Annotated in this window: 17 protein-coding genes and 2 pseudogenes; 15 read left to right on the top strand and 4 right to left on the bottom strand. The window is 65.1% G+C overall.

The genetic code is table 11. The features are described 5' to 3' along the window. Positions 1–82: 82 nt before the first annotated feature. The 5 genes from H7K34_RS17495 (at position 83) to H7K34_RS17515 (ending at position 3,841) form a co-directional block, all read left to right on the top strand. Positions 83–448, top strand: coding sequence for a hypothetical protein (locus H7K34_RS17495; RefSeq protein WP_264063252.1), 366 nt, complete (start codon positions 83–85; stop codon positions 446–448). A gap of 399 nt (positions 449–847) precedes the next feature. Then, complete coding sequence (locus H7K34_RS17500) at positions 848–2,125, top strand: bifunctional 3,4-dihydroxy-2-butanone-4-phosphate synthase/GTP cyclohydrolase II (protein WP_264063253.1); 1,278 nt, start codon at positions 848–850, stop codon at positions 2,123–2,125. A 49-nt stretch (positions 2,126–2,174) separates the two neighbouring features. After that, positions 2,175–2,654: a 6,7-dimethyl-8-ribityllumazine synthase gene (ribH, locus tag H7K34_RS17505; protein ID WP_108922642.1), complete on the top strand. Its 480-nt coding sequence runs from the start codon at positions 2,175–2,177 to the stop codon at positions 2,652–2,654. A gap of 5 nt (positions 2,655–2,659) precedes the next feature. Then, positions 2,660–3,121, top strand: a complete 462-nt coding sequence (locus H7K34_RS17510) for a PH domain-containing protein (RefSeq protein ID WP_264063597.1) — start codon at positions 2,660–2,662, stop codon at positions 3,119–3,121. A 36-nt stretch (positions 3,122–3,157) separates the two neighbouring features. Continuing rightward, on the top strand, positions 3,158–3,841 hold the full coding sequence (locus H7K34_RS17515; protein WP_264063254.1) for a hypothetical protein: 684 nt from the start codon (positions 3,158–3,160) through the stop codon (positions 3,839–3,841). A gap of 8 nt (positions 3,842–3,849) precedes the next feature. Here H7K34_RS17515 and H7K34_RS17520 read toward each other — a convergent pair whose 3' ends face one another. Then, complete coding sequence (locus H7K34_RS17520) at positions 3,850–4,188, bottom strand: hemophore-related protein (RefSeq protein WP_108922646.1); 339 nt, start codon at positions 4,186–4,188, stop codon at positions 3,850–3,852. A gap of 385 nt (positions 4,189–4,573) precedes the next feature. On the opposite strand from H7K34_RS17520, the gene uvrC reads away from it, so the two are divergent. From uvrC to H7K34_RS17545, 5 genes are all read left to right on the top strand, one after another. Then, the gene (gene uvrC, locus H7K34_RS17525) at positions 4,574–6,529 is read left to right on the top strand and encodes an excinuclease ABC subunit UvrC (protein ID WP_264063255.1); all 1,956 of its coding nucleotides are present in this window, start codon (positions 4,574–4,576) and stop codon (positions 6,527–6,529) included. After that, complete coding sequence (gene rapZ, locus H7K34_RS17530; RefSeq protein ID WP_264063256.1) at positions 6,526–7,470, top strand: RNase adapter RapZ; 945 nt, start codon at positions 6,526–6,528, stop codon at positions 7,468–7,470. The genes uvrC and rapZ overlap by 4 nt, the downstream gene beginning before the upstream one ends. Next, complete coding sequence (locus tag H7K34_RS17535; RefSeq protein ID WP_264063257.1) at positions 7,467–8,528, top strand: YvcK family protein; 1,062 nt, start codon at positions 7,467–7,469, stop codon at positions 8,526–8,528. The genes rapZ and H7K34_RS17535 overlap by 4 nt, the downstream gene beginning before the upstream one ends. Beyond that, on the top strand, positions 8,525–9,502 hold the full coding sequence (gene whiA / locus H7K34_RS17540; protein WP_108924204.1) for a DNA-binding protein WhiA: 978 nt from the start codon (positions 8,525–8,527) through the stop codon (positions 9,500–9,502). The genes H7K34_RS17535 and whiA overlap by 4 nt, the downstream gene beginning before the upstream one ends. A gap of 177 nt (positions 9,503–9,679) precedes the next feature. Beyond that, entirely contained in the window at positions 9,680–11,068 is a 1,389-nt protein-coding gene (locus H7K34_RS17545; protein WP_264063258.1) for a WS/DGAT/MGAT family O-acyltransferase, read from the top strand. 4 nt (positions 11,069–11,072) lie between these two features. Here the strand turns inward: H7K34_RS17545 and H7K34_RS17550 are convergent, their stop codons facing one another. From H7K34_RS17550 to H7K34_RS17560, 3 genes are read right to left on the bottom strand one after another with little or no spacing between them, the layout of a single operon-like run. After that, positions 11,073–12,335 (bottom strand): alpha/beta hydrolase, encoded by a 1,263-nt coding sequence (locus H7K34_RS17550; protein WP_264063259.1) that lies wholly within the window; start codon positions 12,333–12,335, stop codon positions 11,073–11,075. Continuing rightward, positions 12,335–13,963: an acyl-CoA ligase FadD12 gene (gene fadD12, locus H7K34_RS17555; RefSeq protein ID WP_264063260.1), complete on the bottom strand. Its 1,629-nt coding sequence runs from the start codon at positions 13,961–13,963 to the stop codon at positions 12,335–12,337. Before fadD12 ends, H7K34_RS17550 begins: the two co-directional genes overlap by 1 nt. Before the next feature lie 3 nt (positions 13,964–13,966). After that, the gene (locus tag H7K34_RS17560; protein ID WP_264063598.1) at positions 13,967–14,707 is read right to left on the bottom strand and encodes a 1-acyl-sn-glycerol-3-phosphate acyltransferase; all 741 of its coding nucleotides are present in this window, start codon (positions 14,705–14,707) and stop codon (positions 13,967–13,969) included. Positions 14,708–15,021: 314 nt separating this feature from the next. Between H7K34_RS17560 and H7K34_RS17565 the strand changes: the two genes are divergently transcribed. The 5 genes and pseudogenes from H7K34_RS17565 to H7K34_RS17585 all read left to right on the top strand — a co-directional run bounded on the left by H7K34_RS17565 (position 15,022) and on the right by H7K34_RS17585 (position 21,029). Then, on the top strand, positions 15,022–17,070 hold the full coding sequence (locus H7K34_RS17565; RefSeq protein ID WP_264063261.1) for an ATP-binding protein: 2,049 nt from the start codon (positions 15,022–15,024) through the stop codon (positions 17,068–17,070). Positions 17,071–17,120: 50 nt separating this feature from the next. Beyond that, positions 17,121–17,798, top strand: coding sequence for an FAD-dependent monooxygenase family protein (locus H7K34_RS17570; RefSeq protein ID WP_264063262.1), 678 nt, complete (start codon positions 17,121–17,123; stop codon positions 17,796–17,798). A gap of 211 nt (positions 17,799–18,009) precedes the next feature. Then, a pseudogene (locus tag H7K34_RS17575) lies at positions 18,010–18,686 on the top strand (alpha/beta hydrolase). Between the two features lie 93 nt (positions 18,687–18,779). After that, a pseudogene (locus H7K34_RS17580) lies at positions 18,780–20,245 on the top strand (flavin-containing monooxygenase). 142 nt (positions 20,246–20,387) lie between these two features. Further along, entirely contained in the window at positions 20,388–21,029 is a 642-nt protein-coding gene (locus tag H7K34_RS17585) for an acyl-CoA dehydrogenase family protein (protein ID WP_264063264.1), read from the top strand. Positions 21,030–21,226: the final 197 nt, after the last annotated feature.

Below are 21,226 nucleotides of genomic sequence, written 5' to 3' on the forward strand. Positions count from 1 at the left end.
CTAAATCCCCACGCAGCCCTTCGCGGGTACATACTCGATTGCATAGGCCAGGCCGCCCTAACCACGCGAAGGAGCTGCAGAAATGTCCGTCGAAAGGTTAGCCGAGGCCGTCTACGAAGACCTCGCATTTGAAGCGGTAGCGACGTTGGCCGGCCGCAAGGCCGAGGCTCAAACATCTCGACCGGTGTGGAGCAGGGAAGTCAACGACACAACGTTGACGATCATCGAGCACCGAGTGCGCGACTACACAAGCTACGAGTTGATCGGTGTCGATGAGCGCGACGTGTCGCTGGGACGGTTTTCCAATTTCCCCGCCGCGACCGCAGAGGTCAGCAAGTGGACGCACTTCATCGAGGTCGGTGGTTCGGTCGGCAGGTGGCTGGCCCACTATGCGACCGACTGCGGTGGCGGCCAGGTGATTCAGATGCCGACCAGGCGGAGCGGGTAGCAACTTTCCGGCGGGCCGGTAAGCCGTCAGTGCACGCTCGATGTACGTGTCAGCCACCCGGCCGTTCGCCAGTACGGCGATGCCCCGGCCGCGGGTGGATATCGAACTTCCAGCGTTGAGCAATTCCCCGTAAGAATCGTCACAACGCACCTTGTCTTGCGTGCCGGCCGGCAGGCGATCACCGCAGCTCAGAGCCGGTAGTGGCGAGGCAGAATCGCGGTGCACGCAGGCACGACAGCCCATCTTGGCTCGGGCTGGTGTGAACGCCTCGCGAATGAGCAACGTCGGTGTCAATGTGGTGCACAAAGAAGTGGCCATAACGCTGCGTCCCGCGTGGTTCATACTTGAAGCAATACGCGGGCTTCGCGTGTTGCTCGGCACGACAGCAAGGCAGCACAGATGACGAGGTTGGACTCTGTCGAGAGGGCGGTTGCCGACATTGCTGCCGGTAAGGCCGTCGTCGTCATCGACGACGAGGAACGTGAAAACGAGGGCGACCTGATTTTCGCCGCCGAGAAGGCGACGCCGGAGATGGTGGCCTTCATGGTGCGTTACACCTCGGGCTACCTGTGTGTCCCGCTGGACGGCGCGATCTGCGACAAGCTGGGCCTGTTGCCGATGTACGCGCTGAACCAGGACAAGCACGGGACCGCCTACACCGTCACCGTTGACGCAAGAAACGGGGTGGGCACCGGGATTTCGGCGTCCGACCGCGCCACCACGATGCGGCTGTTGGCCGATCCGACCAGCGTCGCTGACGACTTCACCCGGCCCGGTCACGTGGTTCCGTTGCGCGCCAAAGACGGCGGTGTGCTGCGGCGACCCGGCCACACCGAGGCGGCCGTCGACTTGGCCCGGATGGCGGGACTGCAACCCGCGGGTGCCATCTGCGAGATCGTCAGCCAAAAGGACGAGGGCTCGATGGCCCAGACCGACGAGCTGCGGGTCTTCGCCGACGAGCACGATCTCGCACTGATCACCATCGCCGACATCATCGAATGGCGCCGCAAGCACGAGAAGCACATCGATCGGATCGCCGAGGCGCGCATTCCGACCCGGCACGGCGAGTTTCGCGCCATCGGCTACGCCAGCATTTACGAGGAAGTCGAACACGTTGCGTTGGTTCGCGGCGACATCGCCGGGCCGAGCGGTGAGGGCGACGACGTGTTGGTGCGGGTGCACTCCGAATGCCTGACCGGTGACGTGTTCGGCTCGCGGCGCTGCGACTGTGGGCCCCAGCTCGATGCGGCGATGGCCATGGTCGCGCGGGAGGGGCGCGGCGTGGTGCTGTACATGCGCGGCCACGAGGGCCGCGGGATCGGCCTGATGCACAAGCTGCAGGCCTATCAGCTGCAAGACGCCGGCGAAGACACCGTGGACGCCAACCTCAAGCTCGGGTTACCGGCCGATGCAAGGGATTACGGAATCGGTGCGCAGATCCTGTCAGACCTCGGAGTCCGCTCGATGCGACTGCTGACCAACAACCCGGCTAAACGGGTTGGGCTGGACGGATACGGCCTGCACATCATCGAGCGTGTGTCTCTTCCGGTGCGCGCCAATGCCGAGAACATCCGCTATCTGATGACCAAACGGGATAAGATGGGACACGATTTGGCCGGGCTGGATGACTTCCACGAATCCGTCCATTTGCCAGGCGAATTCGGCGGCGCTTTGTGAGCCGCGCCGGCGACGATGCAGGACGTAGTGATGCGCAGGAGCGGCGCAAATGAGCGGAGTGGGCATTCCGCAGGTGGGGGAGCTCGATGCGTCCGGGGTGCGGCTCGGTATCGTCGCGAGCACCTGGCACAGCACGATCTGCGAGGCGCTGCTGGCCGGCGCCCAGAAGGTCGCGACGGCGTCCGGGATCGACAGCCCGACGGTGGTGCGGGTGCACGGCGCGATCGAGATTCCGGTAGTGGCTCAGGAGCTGGCCCGCAACCATGACGCCGTCATCGCTCTCGGCGTGGTAATCCGGGGTGCAACACCACATTTCGAGTACGTGTGCGACGCGGTAACTCAGGGCCTGACCCGGGTCTCCCTTGACGCGTCGACGCCCGTTGGCAACGGCATTTTGACGACCGACACCGAGGAGCAGGCGTTGGACCGGGCCGGGCTTCCGTCGTCCACGGAGGACAAGGGAGCTCAGGCGGCCGGGGCGGCGCTGACCGCCGCCCTGACCTTGCGAGACCTGCGCGCTCGGTCGTGACTCGGCTGTCGGCCCGCGAGCAGTGGGATGCTGAACTGCGTCCGCACTGGACGCCGCTATTTGCTTACGGTGCAGCATTTCTGATCGCCGCGGCGCATATTGCCGTCGGCTTGCTGCTGAAGATGAGTTCCAGCGGCGTGATCTTCCAGACCGCCGACCAGGTGGCGATGGCCCTACTGGGCCTGGTGATCGCGGGCGTCGTGCTGTTGTTCGCCCGGCCCCGGCTGCGAGTAGGGGCACCGGGCCTTTCAGTGCGGAATCTGTTAGGAGACAAGGTCGTTCCATGGTCTGAGGTGGTCGGCGTATCGTTTCCGGCTGGCAGCCGCTGGGCGCATATCGACCTGCCTGACGACGAGTACATCCCCGTGATGGCGATCCAGGCCGTCGACAAAGACCGGGCCGTGGACGCCATGGATGCCGTGCGGTCGCTGTTGGCGCGCTATCGGCCCGATTTGCGGGAGCGCTGAACACCGCGAGCGGCGACATTGTCGTACGATCGCCCGATGGCACGTCAATTGCGTTCGGCCGGCGCATCGGTTGTGGTCGCATTTTCGTTGTGTGCGTGCACCACATCGGTTAGCGGCCGGGCGATTCGGGGAACCGAACAGTCGCCGTCCGGCGCTTCGACGTCCACCTCACCGGCGCCCGGACGGATCCCGGCGCGCGATTTGCTGCTTCAGGACAACGACGCCACTCCGCTCGGTGTGGCGACGGCGATTCCGGTGGGCGACACCTACTTCACCAGCGTGCAACCGGCCGAATGCGCTGCCGCACTGCTATTCAAGGGGTCGCCGCTGCGGCCGGCCCGCTCGTCGGACCACGCCGAGTCGGGGTACCGGATCAACGGCCCGGCGCTCTACGCCGAATCGGTCGATGTCTACGACAAGAAGTTGAATCCGCACCAGGTGGTGTCGAAGGGTTTCGGCGCCGTGTCGAAATGCCACGGGGACGCGGTCGGTCACGCCCCACTCGGGGATTCCAAGCCGATGCGGCTCAGTTCCTTCGGCACACCGTCGTCCGGTGTCCTGGTGTGGACTATGACCCGCCCGGATTGGAACTGCGACTACGGACTGGTCGCGGTTGCGCGGACGGCCTTGCTGCTATCGGCCTGCGACTTCAAACCCGGCTTCCCGATGGCCGACTGGGCGGCGAAAAGAAGGGCACAGCTAGACAGCCGGCCCACCTGACGCTTGGCTCAGTAGTTCTTGCAGTCGATCATCATCTGCCGGAAGATCGGGAACGCCTGGTCGGCTCCCGGGTTGTTCTGGATCGCCTTCAGCAGATTCACCCGCTGATCCGGCGATGACGCCATGAACTGCTGCAGAAATTGCAGGTTGGGCGGCGACTGATCGAGGTACTGGGCGGCCATCGGGTTTTCCGCGTGGACTGCCCGCATCGCCTGGTCGTAATTGCACGTCGTGTTGACCATCGGGCCGATATCGGGCGTCGCGGATGCGACCCCCGCCCCCGCGCTCAACGACAACGCCAGACAGCCAACCCCGACGGCCAGCCCGGTCAACGGTCGTTTGCTCATGTGAAAGCTCCCTCCAACTGTTGCACCCACTCTAGCGCCACAGCTAACACGGTACTTAACCCAAACGGCGGCCTTCCAAACCGTCAGGCCCGCTCGATCCGCCTTTATCCGCAGGTCAGCTGTGCGGTGATCCGCACTTCAGCCGTCCGGATTCTCGATGTCCGGAGCTCAGTTGCTCGGCATCATCGGCAAGGCAAGAACCGTTGCCAACGCAATCTTGGGTCAGTGTGGTTAACTTCGCCGCCGGTTGGGCGCACCCGGGTACCACCGCCGGCAACGCGTTGAGTTCCTCGGCTGCCCGAAGTGCATTTGGCTGCACGGTAGACCGGTGCGCAAGGCCGCAAGCCGTCCACGACTTGACGGAACGGGCTACTAGCCTGGATGCGTGCCAGATCCCGCCACCTACCGTCCCGCTCCCGGATCCATTCCGGTCGAGCCGGGCGTCTACCGGTTCCGGGACTCGCACGGTCGGGTGATCTACGTCGGCAAGGCCAAGAGCCTGCGCAGCCGGCTGACGTCATACTTCGCCGACATCGCGAATCTGCACCCGCGCACCCGGCAGATGGTGACCACCGCGGCCAAGGTCGAGTGGACCGTGGTCAACACCGAAGTCGAGGCGCTGCAGCTGGAATACAACTGGATCAAGGAATTCGATCCACGTTTCAATGTCCGCTACCGCGACGACAAGTCCTACCCGGTGCTGGCCGTGACTCTCAATGAAGAGTTTCCGCGGCTGATGGTCTATCGCGGACCGCGGCGTAAGGGTGTGCGCTATTTCGGCCCCTACTCGCACGCTTGGGCGATCCGGGAGACGCTGGATCTGCTCACCCGGGTGTTTCCCGCGCGAACCTGTTCGGGTGGAGTGTTCAAGCGGCACAAGCAGATCGACCGTCCGTGCCTGCTCGGCTACATCGACAAATGTTCGGCGCCCTGCATCGGCAGGGTCAGTGGCGAGCAACATCGCCAAATCGTCGACGACTTCTGCGACTTCTTGTCCGGCAGGACCGACCGGTTCGCCCGCGAGCTGGAACACCAGATGCATGCGGCGTCCGACGAACTCGACTTCGAGCGGGCGGCACGGGTTCGTGACGACATCGGCGCGCTGAAGCGGGCGATGGAGAAACAGGCCGTGGTGTTCGGGGACGGTACCGACGCCGACGTGGTGGCGTTCGCCGACGACGAGCTCGAGGCGGCGGTGCAGGTGTTTCACGTCCGCGGTGGCCGGGTCCGCGGTCAGCGTGGATGGATCGTCGAAAAGTCTGCTGACCCAGGTGATTCGGGCGAAGAGCAGTTGGTCGAGCAGTTCCTGACGCAGTTCTACGGCGACCAGGCGGAGCTGGGTGGCGCGGCCGACGAAGCTGCCAATCCGGTTCCGCGTGAGGTGCTGGTGCCGTGTCTGCCGTCCAACGCCGACGAGTTGGCGAGCTGGCTGTCCGGGCTGCGGGGATCGCGGGTTGCGCTGCGGGTGCCGCGCCGCGGCGACAAGCGGGCGCTGGCCGAAACCGTGCAGCGCAACGCGAAAGAAGCACTGCAGCAACACAAGTTGAAGCGAGCTGGCGACTTCAACGCCAGATCGGCTGCGCTGCAGAATATTCAGGAGGCTCTGGGGCTCGCCGATGCGCCGTTGCGGATCGAGTGCGTCGACGTCAGCCACGTGCAGGGCACCGATGTGGTGGGCTCGCTGGTGGTGTTCGAGGACGGCCTGCCACGCAAGTCCGACTACCGGCACTTCGGGATCCGAGAGGCCGCAGGTCTGGGCCGCTCCGACGACGTTGCCTCTATCGCCGAGGTGACCCGCCGCCGCTTCCTGCGTCACCTCAGCGACCAAAACGACCCGAATATGCTTTCCGCGGAAGGCAAATCACGCCGGTTCGCCTATCCACCCAATCTGTACGTCGTCGACGGCGGCGCACCTCAAGTCAACGCGGCCAACGCCGTTCTCGAGGAGCTCGGCATCACCGACGTCGCGGTGATCGGCCTGGCCAAACGGCTGGAAGAGGTGTGGGTGCCGTCGGAGCCGGATCCCATCATCCTGCCGCGCAACAGCGAGGGACTTTATTTGCTGCAGCGGGTGCGCGACGAGGCGCACCGGTTCGCGATCACCTACCATCGCAGCAAGCGATCCAAGCGAATGACCGCTTCTGCGCTGGATTCGGTGCCAGGATTGGGAGAACATCGCCGCAAGGCGCTGGTCACCCACTTCGGATCGATAGCCCGCCTCAAGGAGGCCACCGTCGACCAGATCACCGCCGTCCCGGGTATCGGCGTGGCAACGGCCACGGCCGTCCTCGAGGCGTTGCGACCAGCCGAGCAAGCCGAGCAACCCGGAGCGTCGGCATGACGAGCCACTTCGGGGACAGCGAGAAGCGGCCCGGCGCCGGACATCGGGAGCTGGCCGCCGGCCGCGCGGGTGACGCGGCCGGGATCGACGTCGTTCTGGTCACCGGATTGTCGGGGGCGGGGCGGGGCACCGCCGCCAAAGTGCTCGAGGACCTCGGCTGGTACGTCGCCGACAACCTGCCACCCCAGCTGATCACCCGGATGGTGGATTTCGGGCTGGCAGCGGGATCCCGGATCACCCAGCTCGCCGTGGTGATGGACGTCCGATCGCGCGGATTCACCGGCGACCTCGACGAGGTACGCAACGAACTGGCCACCCGCAACATCAATCCACGCGTGGTGTTCATGGAGGCCTCCGACGACATGCTGGTGCGCCGCTACGAACAGAATCGGCGCAGCCACCCGTTGCAGGGCCAGCAGACGCTGGCCGAGGGCATCGCGGCCGAGCGCCGGATGCTGGCACCGGTGCGCGCCACCGCGGACCTGATCATCGACACCTCCACGCTGTCGGTGCGGGGCCTGCGGGAAAGCATCGAGCGCGCCTTCGGTGGTGAGGCCAGCGCAACGACGAGTGTCACCGTCGAGTCGTTCGGCTTCAAGTACGGCCTGCCGATGGACGCCGACATGGTGATGGATGTGCGATTTCTGCCCAACCCGCACTGGGTCGACGAGTTGCGGTCACTCACCGGGCAACATCCGGCGGTGCGTGACTTCGTATTGGGCCAGCCGGGCGCGGCGGAGTTTCTCGACACCTACCATCAGTTGCTATCTCTGGTTGTCGACGGCTACCGCCGGGAGGGCAAGCGCTACATGACGGTCGCGATTGGCTGCACCGGCGGCAAACACCGCAGTGTCGCGATCGCTGAGGCATTGATGCAGTTGCTGCGGACCGATCAACAACTGTCGGTGCGGGTGCTGCACCGGGATCTGGGCCGCGAATGAGTCCACCACAAAGCGAGGGCATCGTCGCGATGGGCGGCGGCCACGGCCTGTACGCGACGCTGTCCGCGGCGCGCCGGCTGACCCCGTACGTCACCGCCGTGGTGACGGTCGCCGACGACGGTGGCTCCTCGGGCCGGCTGCGCAGCGAATTGGACGTGGTGCCGCCGGGTGATCTGCGAATGGCGTTGGCGGCGTTGGCTTCTGACAGTCCGTACGGGCGATTGTGGGCGACCATCCTGCAGCACCGATTCGGCGGCAGTGGGGCACTGGCCGGACATCCGATCGGCAACCTGTTGCTGGCCGGCCTGTCCGAGGTGCTTGCCGATCCGGTCGCCGCTCTCGACGAGCTGGGGCGCATCCTCGGCGTCAAAGGCCGGGTGCTGCCGATGTGCCCGATCGCGTTGCAGATCGAGGCCGACGTGTCCGGCCTGGAGGCCGACCCCCGGATGTTCCGGGTGATCCGCGGTCAGGTCGGCATCGCGACCACACCGGGCAAGGTGCGCCGCGTGCGCCTTCTTCCGCCGGATCCGCCGGCGACCCGGCAGGCCGTCGACGCGATCATGGCCGCAGACCTGGTGGTGCTGGGGCCCGGGTCGTGGTTCACCAGTGTGCTCCCGCACGTGCTGGTTCCGGAGCTGGCCGCGGCGCTGCAGGCCACGCCGGCCCGCCGCGCCCTGGTGCTCAACTTGGTCGCCGAGCCGGGGGAGACCGCGGGTTTCTCGGTGGAGCGCCATCTGCATGTATTGGCCCAGCACGCGCCCGGATTCACCGTCAGCGACATCATCATCGACGCCGATCGAGTGCCGAGTGAGCGCGAACGCGAGCAATTGCGCCGCACCGCGACGCTGCTAAAGGCCGAGGTCCACTTCGCCGACGTGTCCCGACCTGGTACACCTTTACATGATCCGGGCAAGCTTGCGGCGGCCCTGGACGGGGTCCGAACGGGCCGCACGGGTCCGGCAGCGCCTTCGGCGAAGGCCACCGCAGAGATTCGGGTTGACGGTGAAAGTTCAACGACGGGCGTGAGCGGACCAAGGGGTGACGACGCGTGGCGATGACGACCGAAGTCAAGGACGAGCTGAGCCGCTTGGTAGTGAAATCGGTCAGCGCGCGTCGAGCCGAGGTCACCTCCCTGCTGCGCTTTGCCGGCGGGCTGCACATCGTGGGTGGCCGGGTGGTCGTCGAGGCCGAGGTGGACCTGGGCAACATCGCACGCCGGCTGCGCAAGGACATCTTCGACCTGTACGGCTACAACGCGGTGGTACATGTGTTGTCGGCCAGCGGGATTCGTAAGAGCACCCGGTACGTGTTGCGGGTCGCCAACGACGGTGAGGCCCTGGCCCGCCAGACCGGGCTGCTCGACATGCGTGGCCGTCCGGTGCGCGGCCTGCCGGCGCAGGTCGTCGGTGGCAGCATCGGGGACGCCGAAGCTGCGTGGCGGGGTGCTTTTCTGGCACACGGGTCGCTGACCGAGCCCGGACGTTCGTCGGCGCTGGAGGTCAGCTGCCCGGGACCGGAGGCGGCGCTGGCGTTGGTGGGCGCGGCCCGCCGGCTCGGGGTCAGTGCCAAGGCCCGCGAGGTGCGCGGCGCCGATCGCGTGGTGGTGCGCGACGGCGAGGCGATCGGCGCGTTGCTGACCCGGATGGGCGCCCAGGACACTCGGCTGGTCTGGGAGGAACGCCGGATGCGCCGCGAGGTGCGTGCGACGGCCAACCGGCTGGCCAATTTCGACGACGCGAACCTGCGCCGTTCGGCGCGGGCCGCGGTCGCGGCGGCGGCCCGGGTGGAGCGGGCGCTGGAGATCCTCGGCGACACCGTTCCCAATCATCTGGCCTCGGCCGGCAAGCTGCGCGTCGAGCATCGGCAGGCTTCGCTGGAGGAGCTGGGTCGCCTTGCCGACCCGCCGATGACGAAAGATGCTGTAGCGGGCCGCATTCGGCGCTTACTGTCGATGGCCGACCGCAAAGCGAAGGTCGAAGGCATCCCCGATACCGAGTCGGCGGTGACGCCAGACCTGTTGGAGGACGCCTGACGACCATCGGGGTACCGCCCCCGGCCGCGAAGCGGCGAGGGAGCGGGACTTGGAACGTAGGCGAGTCGGGAGAAGCTTGAACAGCCGCATCGCAGCGGGGGATGAATATGGGGGGCGCGTGGTGGGATTGTTGCGGATAGCTCTACAGGATTTGCTGGCGAGGGCTACGGTCGTCGCATGAAGCGGCTTTCGAGCGTTGATGCGGCGTTTTGGTCTGCCGAAACTGCGGGCTGGCATATGCATGTCGGTGCGTTGGCGATCTGTGATCCCAGTGATGCGCCCGACTACAGCTTTCAGCGACTCCGCGAGCTGATCATCGAGCGGCTGCCGGAACTGCTGCAGCTGCGCTGGCGGATCAGTGGGGCGCCGCTGGGTCTGGACCGGCCGTGGTTTGTCGAAGACGAGGATCTCGACATCGACTTCCATATCCGCCGCATCGGCGTGCCGGCGCCCGGCGGTCGCCGCGAACTCGAGGAGCTGGTCGGCCGGCTGATGTCGTACAAGTTGGACCGGTCGCGGCCGCTGTGGGAAATGTGGGTGATCGAGGGCGTCGAGGGCGGCCGGATCGCATCACTGACCAAGATGCACCACGCCATCGTCGACGGGGTCTCGGGCGCCGGGCTGGGTGAAATCCTGTTGGACGTCACGCCGGAACCCCGCCCGCCGCAGCATGATTCGGTGGGAGCGGTGGAGAGATCTCAGCTTCCGGGCCTGGAACGGCGCGCGATTGGCGCGCTGATCAACGTCGGGATCAAGACGCCGTTCCGGATTGCCCGGCTGATGGAACAGACGGTGCGGCAGCAGATCGCCACCCTGGGCGTGCAGCGCAGGCCGCCGCGCTACTTCGAAGCGCCGAAAACCCGGTTCAACGCGAAGGTGTCGCCACACCGCCGGATTACCGGCAGCCGGGTCGAGCTGGCCCGGGTCAAGGCCGTCAAGGACGCCTACGGCGTCAAGCTCAACGACGTGGTGCTGGCGCTGGTGGCCGGCGCCGCCCGCGAATACTTGCAGAAACGTGGTGAGCTGCCCGCCAAACCGCTCATTGCGCAGATCCCGGTCTCCACCCGCACCGACGACGACAAGGACGACGTCGGCAACAAGGTGAGCTCGATGACGGTATCTCTTGCCACCGACATCGAAAACCCCGTGGAGCGGTTGCGGGTCATCTACGAGAGCACACAGAGCGCCAAAGAAATGGCCAAGGCGCTGTCGGCGCATCAAATCATGGGACTTACCGAAACCACGCCACCGGGGCTGCTGCAGTTGGCCGCGCGCGCGTACACCGCCAGCGGGTTGTCGCAAAACCTGGCCCCCATCAACCTGGTCGTCTCCAATGTCCCCGGTCCGAACTTCCCGCTGTATATGGCGGGCGCCAAACTGGACATGCTGGCGCCGCTCGGGCCGCCGGTGATGGACGTCGGTCTGAACATCACCTGCTTCTCGTATCAGGACTCGCTGGACTTCGGTTTCGTGACCACGCCGGAGTTGGCCAACGACATCGACGAGATGGCCGATGCCATCGAAGGCGCGCTGACCGAGCTCGAAAAGGCCGCCGCGGCAGATTAAGTCGTCAGTCGCGGGGTAGGTAAGTCGTCGCGTACACCCAGGACAAGAACCGCGCCACGGCATCGGCCGATTGATGAGCTCGCGGGGAGCCGAAGATGTCGAAAGCGTGCTGGGCGTTCGGCAACTCGGCGTAGGCGACGGGCGACTTCGACACCGCCCGTAGCTCCTCGACGAATTCCCGCGCCTCGACGACCGGGATCGGCGAATCGTCGGTGCCGTGCAGCACGAAAAACGGTGGCGCATCGGCTCGTAGGTGCTGGATCGGTGAGGCGTCCAGGTAGATGTCCCGGTTGACGCTGAGTTTCTGCTTGACCACCAGCTTTTCCAGCACCTCGACGAATTGAGCGCGCCCGGGGTCCGTGGTGGAGTACCAGTCGTAGCGGCCGTAGAACGGGACGGCCGCCGCCACCGACGTGTCGGCTTCTTCGAAGCCGGGCTGGAACTGGGGCTCGTTCGGAGTCAGGGCCGCCAACGCGGACAGGTGCCCACCGGCCGAACCGCCGCTGATGGCAACGAAATCCGGATCACCGCCGTAGGCCGCGATGTTCTCCTTCACCCACGCCAGCGCGCGCTTGACGTCGACGATGTGGTCGGGCCAGGTGTGCACGGGGGAGACTCGGTAGTTCATCGATACGCAGATCCAGCCACGCGAAACCAGGTGGCTCATCAACGGATACGCCTGCGGACGGCGCCAGCCGATCATCCACGCGCCGCCGGGCACCTGCAGTAGCACCGGGGCCTTGCCGTCGCGCGGCAAGTCGCGTCGGCGCCAGACGTCGGCCAGGTTGGATCGCCCGTGCGGGCCGTAGCGCACGATGTTCTCTTTTTCGACGAAGCGGCGGCGGGCGGCGGTGGTGCGCAGCGGCGGGTTGCGCCGGCCCCTGCGGGTCGGCTCGGCGGGCAGTGCTTTGAGTTCCTCGGCGTAGTCGGGGCCGAGCTGTTCGGTCAGGCCGGATTCCAGTACCGGGCCCGCGGTGGTCGCACCCCGGTAGCCGATTACCCCGAGGACCGCCCAGGATGCGGCCGTCAGTGCCAGCGCCGCTTTGCCTTTCGGCCCCGCGAAGTCGCCGCGGCGGGCGCGCCGCGCGGCGTCAACGATGGAGGCGCCCGCGTACAAGCCGGGCACCTCGGAGGCCGGCCAGCCGAACCAGAACACCGCTATGGATGCGTAGGGATTGCGGCTGACCGGGCGTAATCCGTTGACGGCGTTGAGGAGTTCGACTGCTGCACGCAACAGCGGCCTTCTTGTGAAGAATGGCCGGCGCATCAGCCACCCACCCGCGATTGCAGTTCGGCGCGCACGATCTTGCCGGTGCTGCTGCGGGGCAGCTCGTCGAGCACCGAAATCTCGCGCGGCACCTTGTAATTGGCGAGGTTCTCGCGGACATGCTGTTTGAGTGTGTCGGGCGTGGCGGTCGAGCCGGGCCCGAGCACCACGAACGCCGCCAGCCGCTGGCCGTACTGCTCGTCGTCCACCCCGATCACCGCGGCCTCGGCCACCTCGGGGTGCGCGGCAAGAGTCTTCTCCACCTCGATCGGGTAGACGTTCTCGCCGCCGGAGACGATCATCTCGTCGTCGCGGCCCACCACGAAAAGCCGTCCGTTTTCATCGAGATAGCCGACGTCGCCCGACGACATGAACCCGGCGTGGAAATCCTTGGTCTTGCCGGAGGTATAGCCGTCGAATTGGGTGTCGTTGCGGACATAGATGGTGCCGACATCGCCGGTGGGCATTTCGTTGAATTCCGGTTCCAGGATTCGGATTTCGGTTCCTCCCGCCGGCTTGCCCGCGGTGTCGGGCGCGGCGCGCAGGTCGGCCGGCGTGGCCGTCGCGATCATGCCCGCCTCCGTCGCGTTGTAATTGTTGTAGATCACGTCGCCGAACTGATCCATGAACGCGGTCACCACGTCGGGCCGCATTCGCGAACCTGATGCCGCCGCGAAGCGAAGGGAGCGGCCGCTGTAGCGGTTTCGGACGTCGTCGGGCAGGTCCATGATGCGGTCGAACATCACCGGCACCACGGCCAGGCCCGTCGCCTGGTAACGGTCGACGAGGTCCAGTGTGGCCTCGGGATCGAACTTGCGCCGGGTGACGATCGTGCACGCCATCGACGCGGCGAAGATCAGCTGCGAGAAGCCCCACGCGTGGAACATCGGTGCGACGATCACGACCGTTTCCTCCGCGCGCCACGGTGTGCGATCCAGGATCGCCTTGAGCGTCCCGATCCCGGCGCCCCCACCGGATTGCTTGGCGCCCTTGGGACTTCCGGTGGTTCCGGAGGTCAACAGGATCATATTGCCTTTGCCGCCGGTCCGCTGCGGCTGCTTCCCGAGGTGGTCGGCGATCAGCTTCTCGACGGTCAGGTCGTGCTGGCCCTCGGTCCAGGCCACGATGCGGGTGGCGTCGGGTCTGTCGGCCAGCGCGCGGTCCACCGTGCCGGTGAACTCCTCGTCGTAGATGGCGGCGTCGACGCCTTCGCGGTTGACCACCTCGGCCATCGCCGGTCCGGCGAACGAGGTGTTCAGTAGCACAACGTCGGAGCCGATCCGGCTGGCCGCCACCACCGCCTCGACGAAGCCGCGGTGATTGCGGCACATGATCCCGACCACCTTCGGCTGGCCCGACGCCAAGCCCTGCAGTGCGACCGCCAGCGCGTTGATCCGCTCGTCGAGCTGGCGCCAGGTCAGCGTGCCGAGTTCGTCGATCAGGGCCGCACGGTCCGGGCAGCGCTGCGCCGCGCCGGCGAAACCGACCGTCATGCCCATGCCTTCGCGACGCATCGCCGCCGCCATCTTGAGGTACCGGTCGGGCCGCATCGGCGCGATCATCCCGGCGCGTTGCAGCGTCGTCACGACGCCCAAGACGCCGCGAGCCTGGTCGAGGGGAGACGGCATCGGTCAGCCCAGAATCGGGAAGCGGCGCTTGGCGGCGAGGTCTTTGAGGGCAGACTGCATCACCGAGCGGACGTGCGCGTCGACCTCGTCGATGTCGGGGTCCTCGCCGAACTGTGCGGCGATGTCGATCGGTTCCAGCACCTGAGTGATGATCTTGGTGGGCAGCGGCACATTCGGCGGGACGACCGCGCTGAACCCGAACGGGAAGCCGAACGAGACCGGCAGGATGGCGCTGCGCAGCAGGCGCTTGATACCCAGCCGTTCGGCCAGCCAGGTGCCGCGGGTCAAGTACAGTTGGGTCTCCTGGCCGCCGATGGAGACCGCGGGAACGATCGGCACGCCGGCCTCGATCGCGGTGCTGACGTATCCCTTGCGGCCGTCGAAGTCGATGACATTCTCCGACGCGGTCGGTCGGTAGGCGTCGTAGTCACCGCCGGGAAAGACCACCACCACGCCGCCGGACCGCAATGCATTGGCGGCGTTCTCCCGGTTTGCCCGGATGTAGCCGGCCCGCCGGAAAAGCCCGCCCGTCACGCCCATGAACAAGATGTCGTGGCTCAGCGTGTACACCGGCCGGTCGTAGCCGAACTTGTCGTAGAAGTCGACGCTGAAGATCGGGACGTCCATCGGGAACATGCCGCCGGAGTGGTTGCCGACCACCAGCGCGCCCCCGGGCGGAAAGGAGTCCAGGCCGTGCACCTCGGAGCGGAAATAGCGCTTCAACACTGGCCGCAACACACCCATCAGGCGCTGGGTCAGCCCCGGGTCGAATTGGCCGATTTCGGGGTCGTCACTGCTGGATTCGTCCACTTCGCTCACCGATGCCCCCTTGTGGTTTCCTCGAGAGTTCCCGCGCTGAGTCCCTAGATGGTAGCGACGGGGGTAACCGGTCATCTCGGCTGGATACCCGGATGGGGTCTCAATTTGCTCGCATCGATCGGAGCAAAGTCGTCGACGGGGGCAGCCTGGCATCTCAAGCGTTTCGGTGTTTGCACTGCCATCGAGCAGACCGATATCAGCAATCTCATTGATATCAAAATTTTGTTATCGTTGGAATCATGACGAAACAGCGTCACCCCCATCCCGCCGATGATCCAGGCACTCTTGGGCAGCGGCTTCGTGCGGCACGATTGCGGTCATTTGTTGGACGTGACGTCGAGCGCGCGTTGTTCCACTCCGCTTTGCTGCGCGACCCGGACGGCTTCTCGGTGCTGTACATCCACGGGCCCGGCGGCGCGGGGAAATCGGCCTTGCTACGTGTACTCGCCGACGACGCCCGCGCGTCGGGCAGGTTTGTGGTCGAGGTTGACTTCCACGTGACGAGCGCCACGCCAATGGCTTTCGAAGTCGCGTGTGCCACTGCGCTGACGACCGCGGGCGCGGTTTTGGTGATCGACACCTTCGAGCAGAGCCAGGCGTTAGAAAGCTGGCTGCGCACCCGGTTCTTGCCCCGGCTGCCGATCGATGCACTCGTTGTCATTGCGGGCCGGCTCCCGCCGGACTCGGTTTGGCGCACCGATCCCGACTGGAACGACCTGTTGCGGGTGATCACATTGCCGGATCTAAACGCCGCGGAGTCGCGCGCGCTGCTTGCGGTCCGTGGAGTGCCCGAGGAACGGCATGCGGCGCTGCTCGACTTCGCCGGCGGTCAGCCGCTGGCACTGACTCTGGCCGCGGGCTTGGCAACCGGTCGTGAATTCGCACCCGAGGATTGGAGACCAGACCAGGACGTAGTAAAGACGTTGCTGCACAGACTCATCGGCCACATCCCTACGTCGGCTCACCGGCAGGCCCTCGAAGTCTGCGCCCACGTTGAGGTCACCACCGAGGAACTGCTGCGCAGCGCGCTCGGCGACGGCGCCGCAGATCTGTTCGAATGGCTGCGTTGTCTGCCGTTCATCGAGTCCAGCCGCTACGGTGTGTATCCGCACGACGTAGTGCGGGATCTACTGAGCCAAGACCTACGCTGGCGTGACCCGGAAGGCTCCGGGTCACTGCACCGCACCATTCACGATCATGTCCTCGACCGCGTCCGCGCCGCCTCGGGCCCCGAGGTAATCGAGGCCGCGCGCTCGTGGCTCTTTCTCTATCGACACACCAGCTCGCTTGCCGGGTACCTCACGTGGGCCGGACGCGGCGAGGTCTACGAGACCCCCTACCTGCCCGAGGATCGGGCAGCTGTGTTGCGGTTGACCGCCGAGTGTGAGGACGCCGAATCGGTCCGGATCGCCGGATTCTGGCTCGACCGCCAACCGGACGCCTTCCACCTGCAGCGCAAGGCTGATACCGGCGAGATCGTCGCGTTCTCCGCGTGGTTGCGGCTGCACCATCCCGAACCGGAGGAGATAGCCGCCGACCCGGTCATCGCGGCCGCCTGGCGCCACTGTGCCACCGATGGCCCTACCCGTCCCGGCGAGTACATCGCTGTCTCGCGCTTCACTGTCGACGTCGAGGCATATGCAAAGACCTCGCCGGCAATCGACCTCATGGTCACTAGGATAGTTGCGGAATGGCTGTGCGCACATCGGTTGGCCTGGTCGTTCCTGGTGCTACTGGACATTGAACCGTGGGTTAGCCAAGCCAAAACGGTTGAGCACCAGCCAATCAGCGAGCGGGTGACGGTCGGCGGGCGGGAGTTATTGCTCTATGGCCACGACTGGCGCGCCATGCCGTTGGAGTCGTGGCTGATGCGGCAGGACACCGAGGTCCTATCCGGCCACCGGCCCGCCGTGGCTGCCCAGCCATCGCGCCATGCCTTGCCCCGCCGCGCGTTCGATGCGGCGGTGCGCGCAGCGCTGCGACACGTTGGCCACGACGCCGCCCTGGACGCGAACCCCTTGTGTGGCACAGGTTTAGCGGATACGGGGCACGAATTGCGCGGACTGCTGAACGAGGCCGTCCAAGTGCTGGCCGACGATGTCCGTGCCGTCAAGCAGTACCGTGCTGTGCACACCACGTTCTTTTGCCCAGTGCCCACCCAGGAAGCCGCGGCCGAACAGCTAAACCTGCCATTCAGCACCTACCGTCGACACCTCGCCGGCGGAACCAAACGGATCTGCGAAGCACTGTGGAACTGGGAACTGAAACCGGAAACGGGCCGTTATTGAGCACCGAATGGTCTGGTAACTGACCATCGACCGGCGCCATGCTTGCTGTCATGATCGAACCGACTCAAGCCGTCGTAATCGGTGCCGGCATGGCCGGGCTCCTGGCCGCCTCCGCGCTGAGTGAAACCTTCGGCCAGGTGATGCTGATGGAGCGAGATCAGCTGCCCGCCCGTATCTCCGGGTGCCGCGACGTATCGCAGGGTAAGCACCTGCACCTCCTCCTTGCCGACGGACTGGCTGCGCTGAACAAGCGATTTCCAGGTTTCGACGCTGAGCTACTCGCCGCGGGAGCCATCCGTCCGAGCGTGCGGTCCGGCAGGGTGATAGACGTGCACCCGAAAAATCCCCAAACCTCCGGAAGCATCGGATGTTTCTGCAGCAGAGGGCTGTTGGAACAGTTGGTGCGTGAGCGAGTTAGAGAATTGCCAGACGTGGAGATCGTCGGCCACCGCGACGTGTTAGGAATCGTCCGTACCGATGACGGACAAATCATCAGTGGAGTGCGGATTAAGTCGCGTGTCGACAGCACTGAAATATCGCAATTAACAGTCGATCTGGTTATCGATGAGACTGGACGTGCCTTGCAAAACTCGCGGTGGCTCACCGTACTTGGCTATCTGCCCGCCAAGGAAACTGCGCCCACGGCAGTCTGTTGTTCACGCACCGGTGCACAAGCGCACGCGCATAGTGCTCGTCGTGCCCACACACAACCGCCAGAAATAACTTAGGCGTCTGGAGCCACGACCCCAGCTATTAACTGATCGACCCGCCGCTCCCACCTTTCGTCGGCGGCAGCCATCCGGCCGCCGCAGATCGGCCTGGACATGGTCGGCGACGCGGGCGGAGAACACGAGAAACAATTCACATCCGAGAAAGGCCGCGACCGTGAATGACATCGCAAACACTGGCGCCACAAACGTCGACAAGCGCATCCAGATCATGTTGATCCATGGGGGTTTTCATGGCGTGTGGGTCTGGGGCAAGGTTGTTGACCGACTCGCGGCGCTGGGATGGTCAGCGCAGACGGTCGCATTGCCAAGCGTGGCGGCCAAAGACCAGCCGCGCTATGGCATGCATGACGACGCGGTTGCGGTTCGTCGTCGGCTTGAGGTCATCGAGGATCCGGTTGTGGTCGTGGCGCATTCCTACGGCGGTATAGTCGCCACGCAGGCGGCCGTGGGCCTTAAGAACGTCGCACACATCATTTATCTTGCGGCATTTCAGCTTGACGTGGGCGACTCGCTGCTCGGCGTCGTTGGCGGACCCGCCCCGTGGTGGATTGTCGAGGACGACATGCTCAGTGCTGGGCGACCGTTCGAAACATTTTTTCCGATGTGCCTCTTGATGACGCCAGGCGGGCGATTGAGCGTCTACTGCCTTCGAGTTATTCCACTGTTACAGAACAGCTTACGCAGGCGGCGTGGCGTGAGATCGAGTCCACCTATGTGATTTGTGACGAGGACCGGGCACTCCCTGCGGCAGCACAGGCGCAGATGGCCAAACGTGCAACGTATGTCCGCCGCATGCCGAGCAGTCATTCGCCGATGCTGTCCCGACCGGAGGAGGTCGCTCTGATTATCGCCGATGCGGCGACGCAGGTATGGGAGCCATGGTGAAGGCGCCGAGTAGGTGCCCAGCCGCCTCACGATTCGATGGTTCTGAATCAGTAAGCAGCACAAGTTAGTCCAACACCGAGAGGTCTTTCCTCGATGACAGCAACCCCGCAGGACTCTTCGCCCTCAGATACATCGTCGGGCCACTTCGACGTGATCATCATTGGAGCGGGCATCTCCGGCATCGGAGCGGCCTATCGGATTGCCGAACGCAACCCGGGCCTGCGCTACGTCATCCTGGAGCGGCGGGCCCAGGTCGGTGGCACTTGGGACCTCTTCCGGTACCCGGGCGTGCGCAGCGACACCAGCACATACACGTTGTGTTTTCCGTGGGAACCGTGGACCCAGCCAGAGGCCATCGCCGGTGGCGAACAGATTCGCGAGTACATCACCAGGACCGCGCAGAAACACAGGATCGACAAGAACATCCGCTTTAACATCCATATTCGTTCGGCAGACTGGGATTCCGCTACTCACACGTGGACGGTGCGCACCGCTGTCGACGCCGCGGCAACGCCGACGGTCTTGCGAGCTCGGTTCCTGTTTTTCGGCACCGGCTACTACGATTACGACCAGGGTTATGCGCCTGGCTTCCCGGGCGCCGAACAGTTCGGTGGCACCATCATTCATCCTCAGCATTGGCCCGCAGACCTGGACTACCTGGGCCAGAGGATGGTCGTCATCGGTAGCGGTGCCACCGCCGTAACGATGGTGCCCTCGTTGGCAAAGCGGGCCGCGAAGGTGACGATGTTGCAGCGCTCACCCAGTTACCTGCTGTCGTTACCAAAGGTAGACCCGGGCGCCACGCTTGCGCGAAAGATGTTGCCCTCAATAACCGCGCACACGCTCACCCGCTTCAGGATCGCGGTCGTCGAGGTCCTGTTGTGGGAACTTTCACACCGGGCTCCGAGCTTAGTCAAGAAGATCCTGCGCAAAGCGGCTGTCGATCAGCTGCCCGATGGCTACGACGTGGACACCCACTTCACGCCGCGATACGACCCGTGGGATCAGCGGATATGCATAATGCCCAACAACGAGTTTTACAAGGCAATACGCGACGCCAGGGTCGAGGTAGTCACGGGTGACATCGACCATTTCGATGCCACCGGAATCGCGCTGAGATCCGGCGAGCACCTCGACGCCGACATCATCGTGACAGCCACTGGGATGAACATGTTGGCCCTCGGCGGGATCGCGGTCAGCATTGATGGTGCTGAGATAAGGCCGCAAGATCGGTACATGTACAAGGCGCGCATGATCGAAGATGTCCCCAACCTCGCCTGGTGCATCGGCTACGCGGGTCTGAGCTGGACTCTGCGCGCTGACATGACCGCCCGTTCAGTCGCTAATCTGCTGGCATGGCGTATCCGCATCGTGGCGCCGGGACGATGCCGGAGCGTCCACTGTTCGATCTCACCTCCGGGTATGTGACGAGGAGTGTGCACGCACTGCCCAAGTCGGGGAATAAGCGTCCCTGGAAAGTGGGCCAAAACTACCTTGCCGATGCAATTGTGCACCGCTTCAGCCGCATCGGCGATGCCATGGTTTTCGGCACCGCATGAGTCAGCCTGCGGGCCGAATTCAGGCGTCGCAGCCGCTGCGATGGATCGAAGAGTCCAAAGAAGTGCAGGAGATTTGAAATGCCGCCTACCAAAGTCCATTTCAACGGCTCGGTGAACCTTCCCGATGCCGAGACGGTCATGCGTGAGATCAGTGAACGAGTTCCACATGGGGTGCACGGGCAGCCACACCCTGGTTGCCGATTCGGTGTTCGTGCCGGAGCACCGAGTCTGCCAATTGAGCGTGGTCCTCTCCGGGCTAGCGGCGCCCGTCGAGCCGGTGTACCGCATTCCACTGGCTGCACTGCCGTTAATGCTGGTCGGCCCAATGCTGGGCTCGGCGCAGGCAGCGTTCGACCACGTGACGGTGATCGTGGCAGGGGACAAGCCGCTCGCAATGTCCAACTATCGGCGCCTTGCCGATTCGCCGAGCGCACAAGCTGCCCTCGCCGACGCGGCCACATGCATCGACACGGCACGGTTGCACGTATATCGGTCGGCAAACATGCTGGATGCCACCGCCGCCGCCGGTGAGTCCTTCGACCCGGTGGATCGCGCACGGGTGCGGATGGATGCCGGGCATGCCTCGGCTTGTTTGCGCGCTGCAATGGGGTTGCTGCTTGGTGTCGCGGGAGCCGCCAGTATGGCCGCCTCCAGCCCGATTCAGCGTCTGTGGCGGGACTTGGAGACCGCGGCACGCCATCCCAGCATCAACACCGGGCTCAGCCGCGAGATCTATGGCCGCGCTTTGGTCGGTAGCAGTGAACAGGTCACCTTTTGGGTGTGACGGTCCCAGGCTAGGTAGCTAGAGACTCGCAGTGGATGCCTAACAGGCAAACGCTCTTGCCTTCCCGCTCCCGATCGTCCGGGCGATGGATGGGTGGATAACGGACCGTCAGCTTGTCGCTGCGCGCTGACCGCGGGTTGCCCGCAATCCACATTGCGGCAATCGCAAGCACGTTGTGACGTCTGACGTAATAAGGT

It is taken from the genome of Mycobacterium montefiorense, from assembly GCF_025823255.1.
In the GTDB taxonomy this organism is placed as follows: Bacteria; Actinomycetota; Actinomycetes; order Mycobacteriales; family Mycobacteriaceae; genus Mycobacterium; species Mycobacterium montefiorense.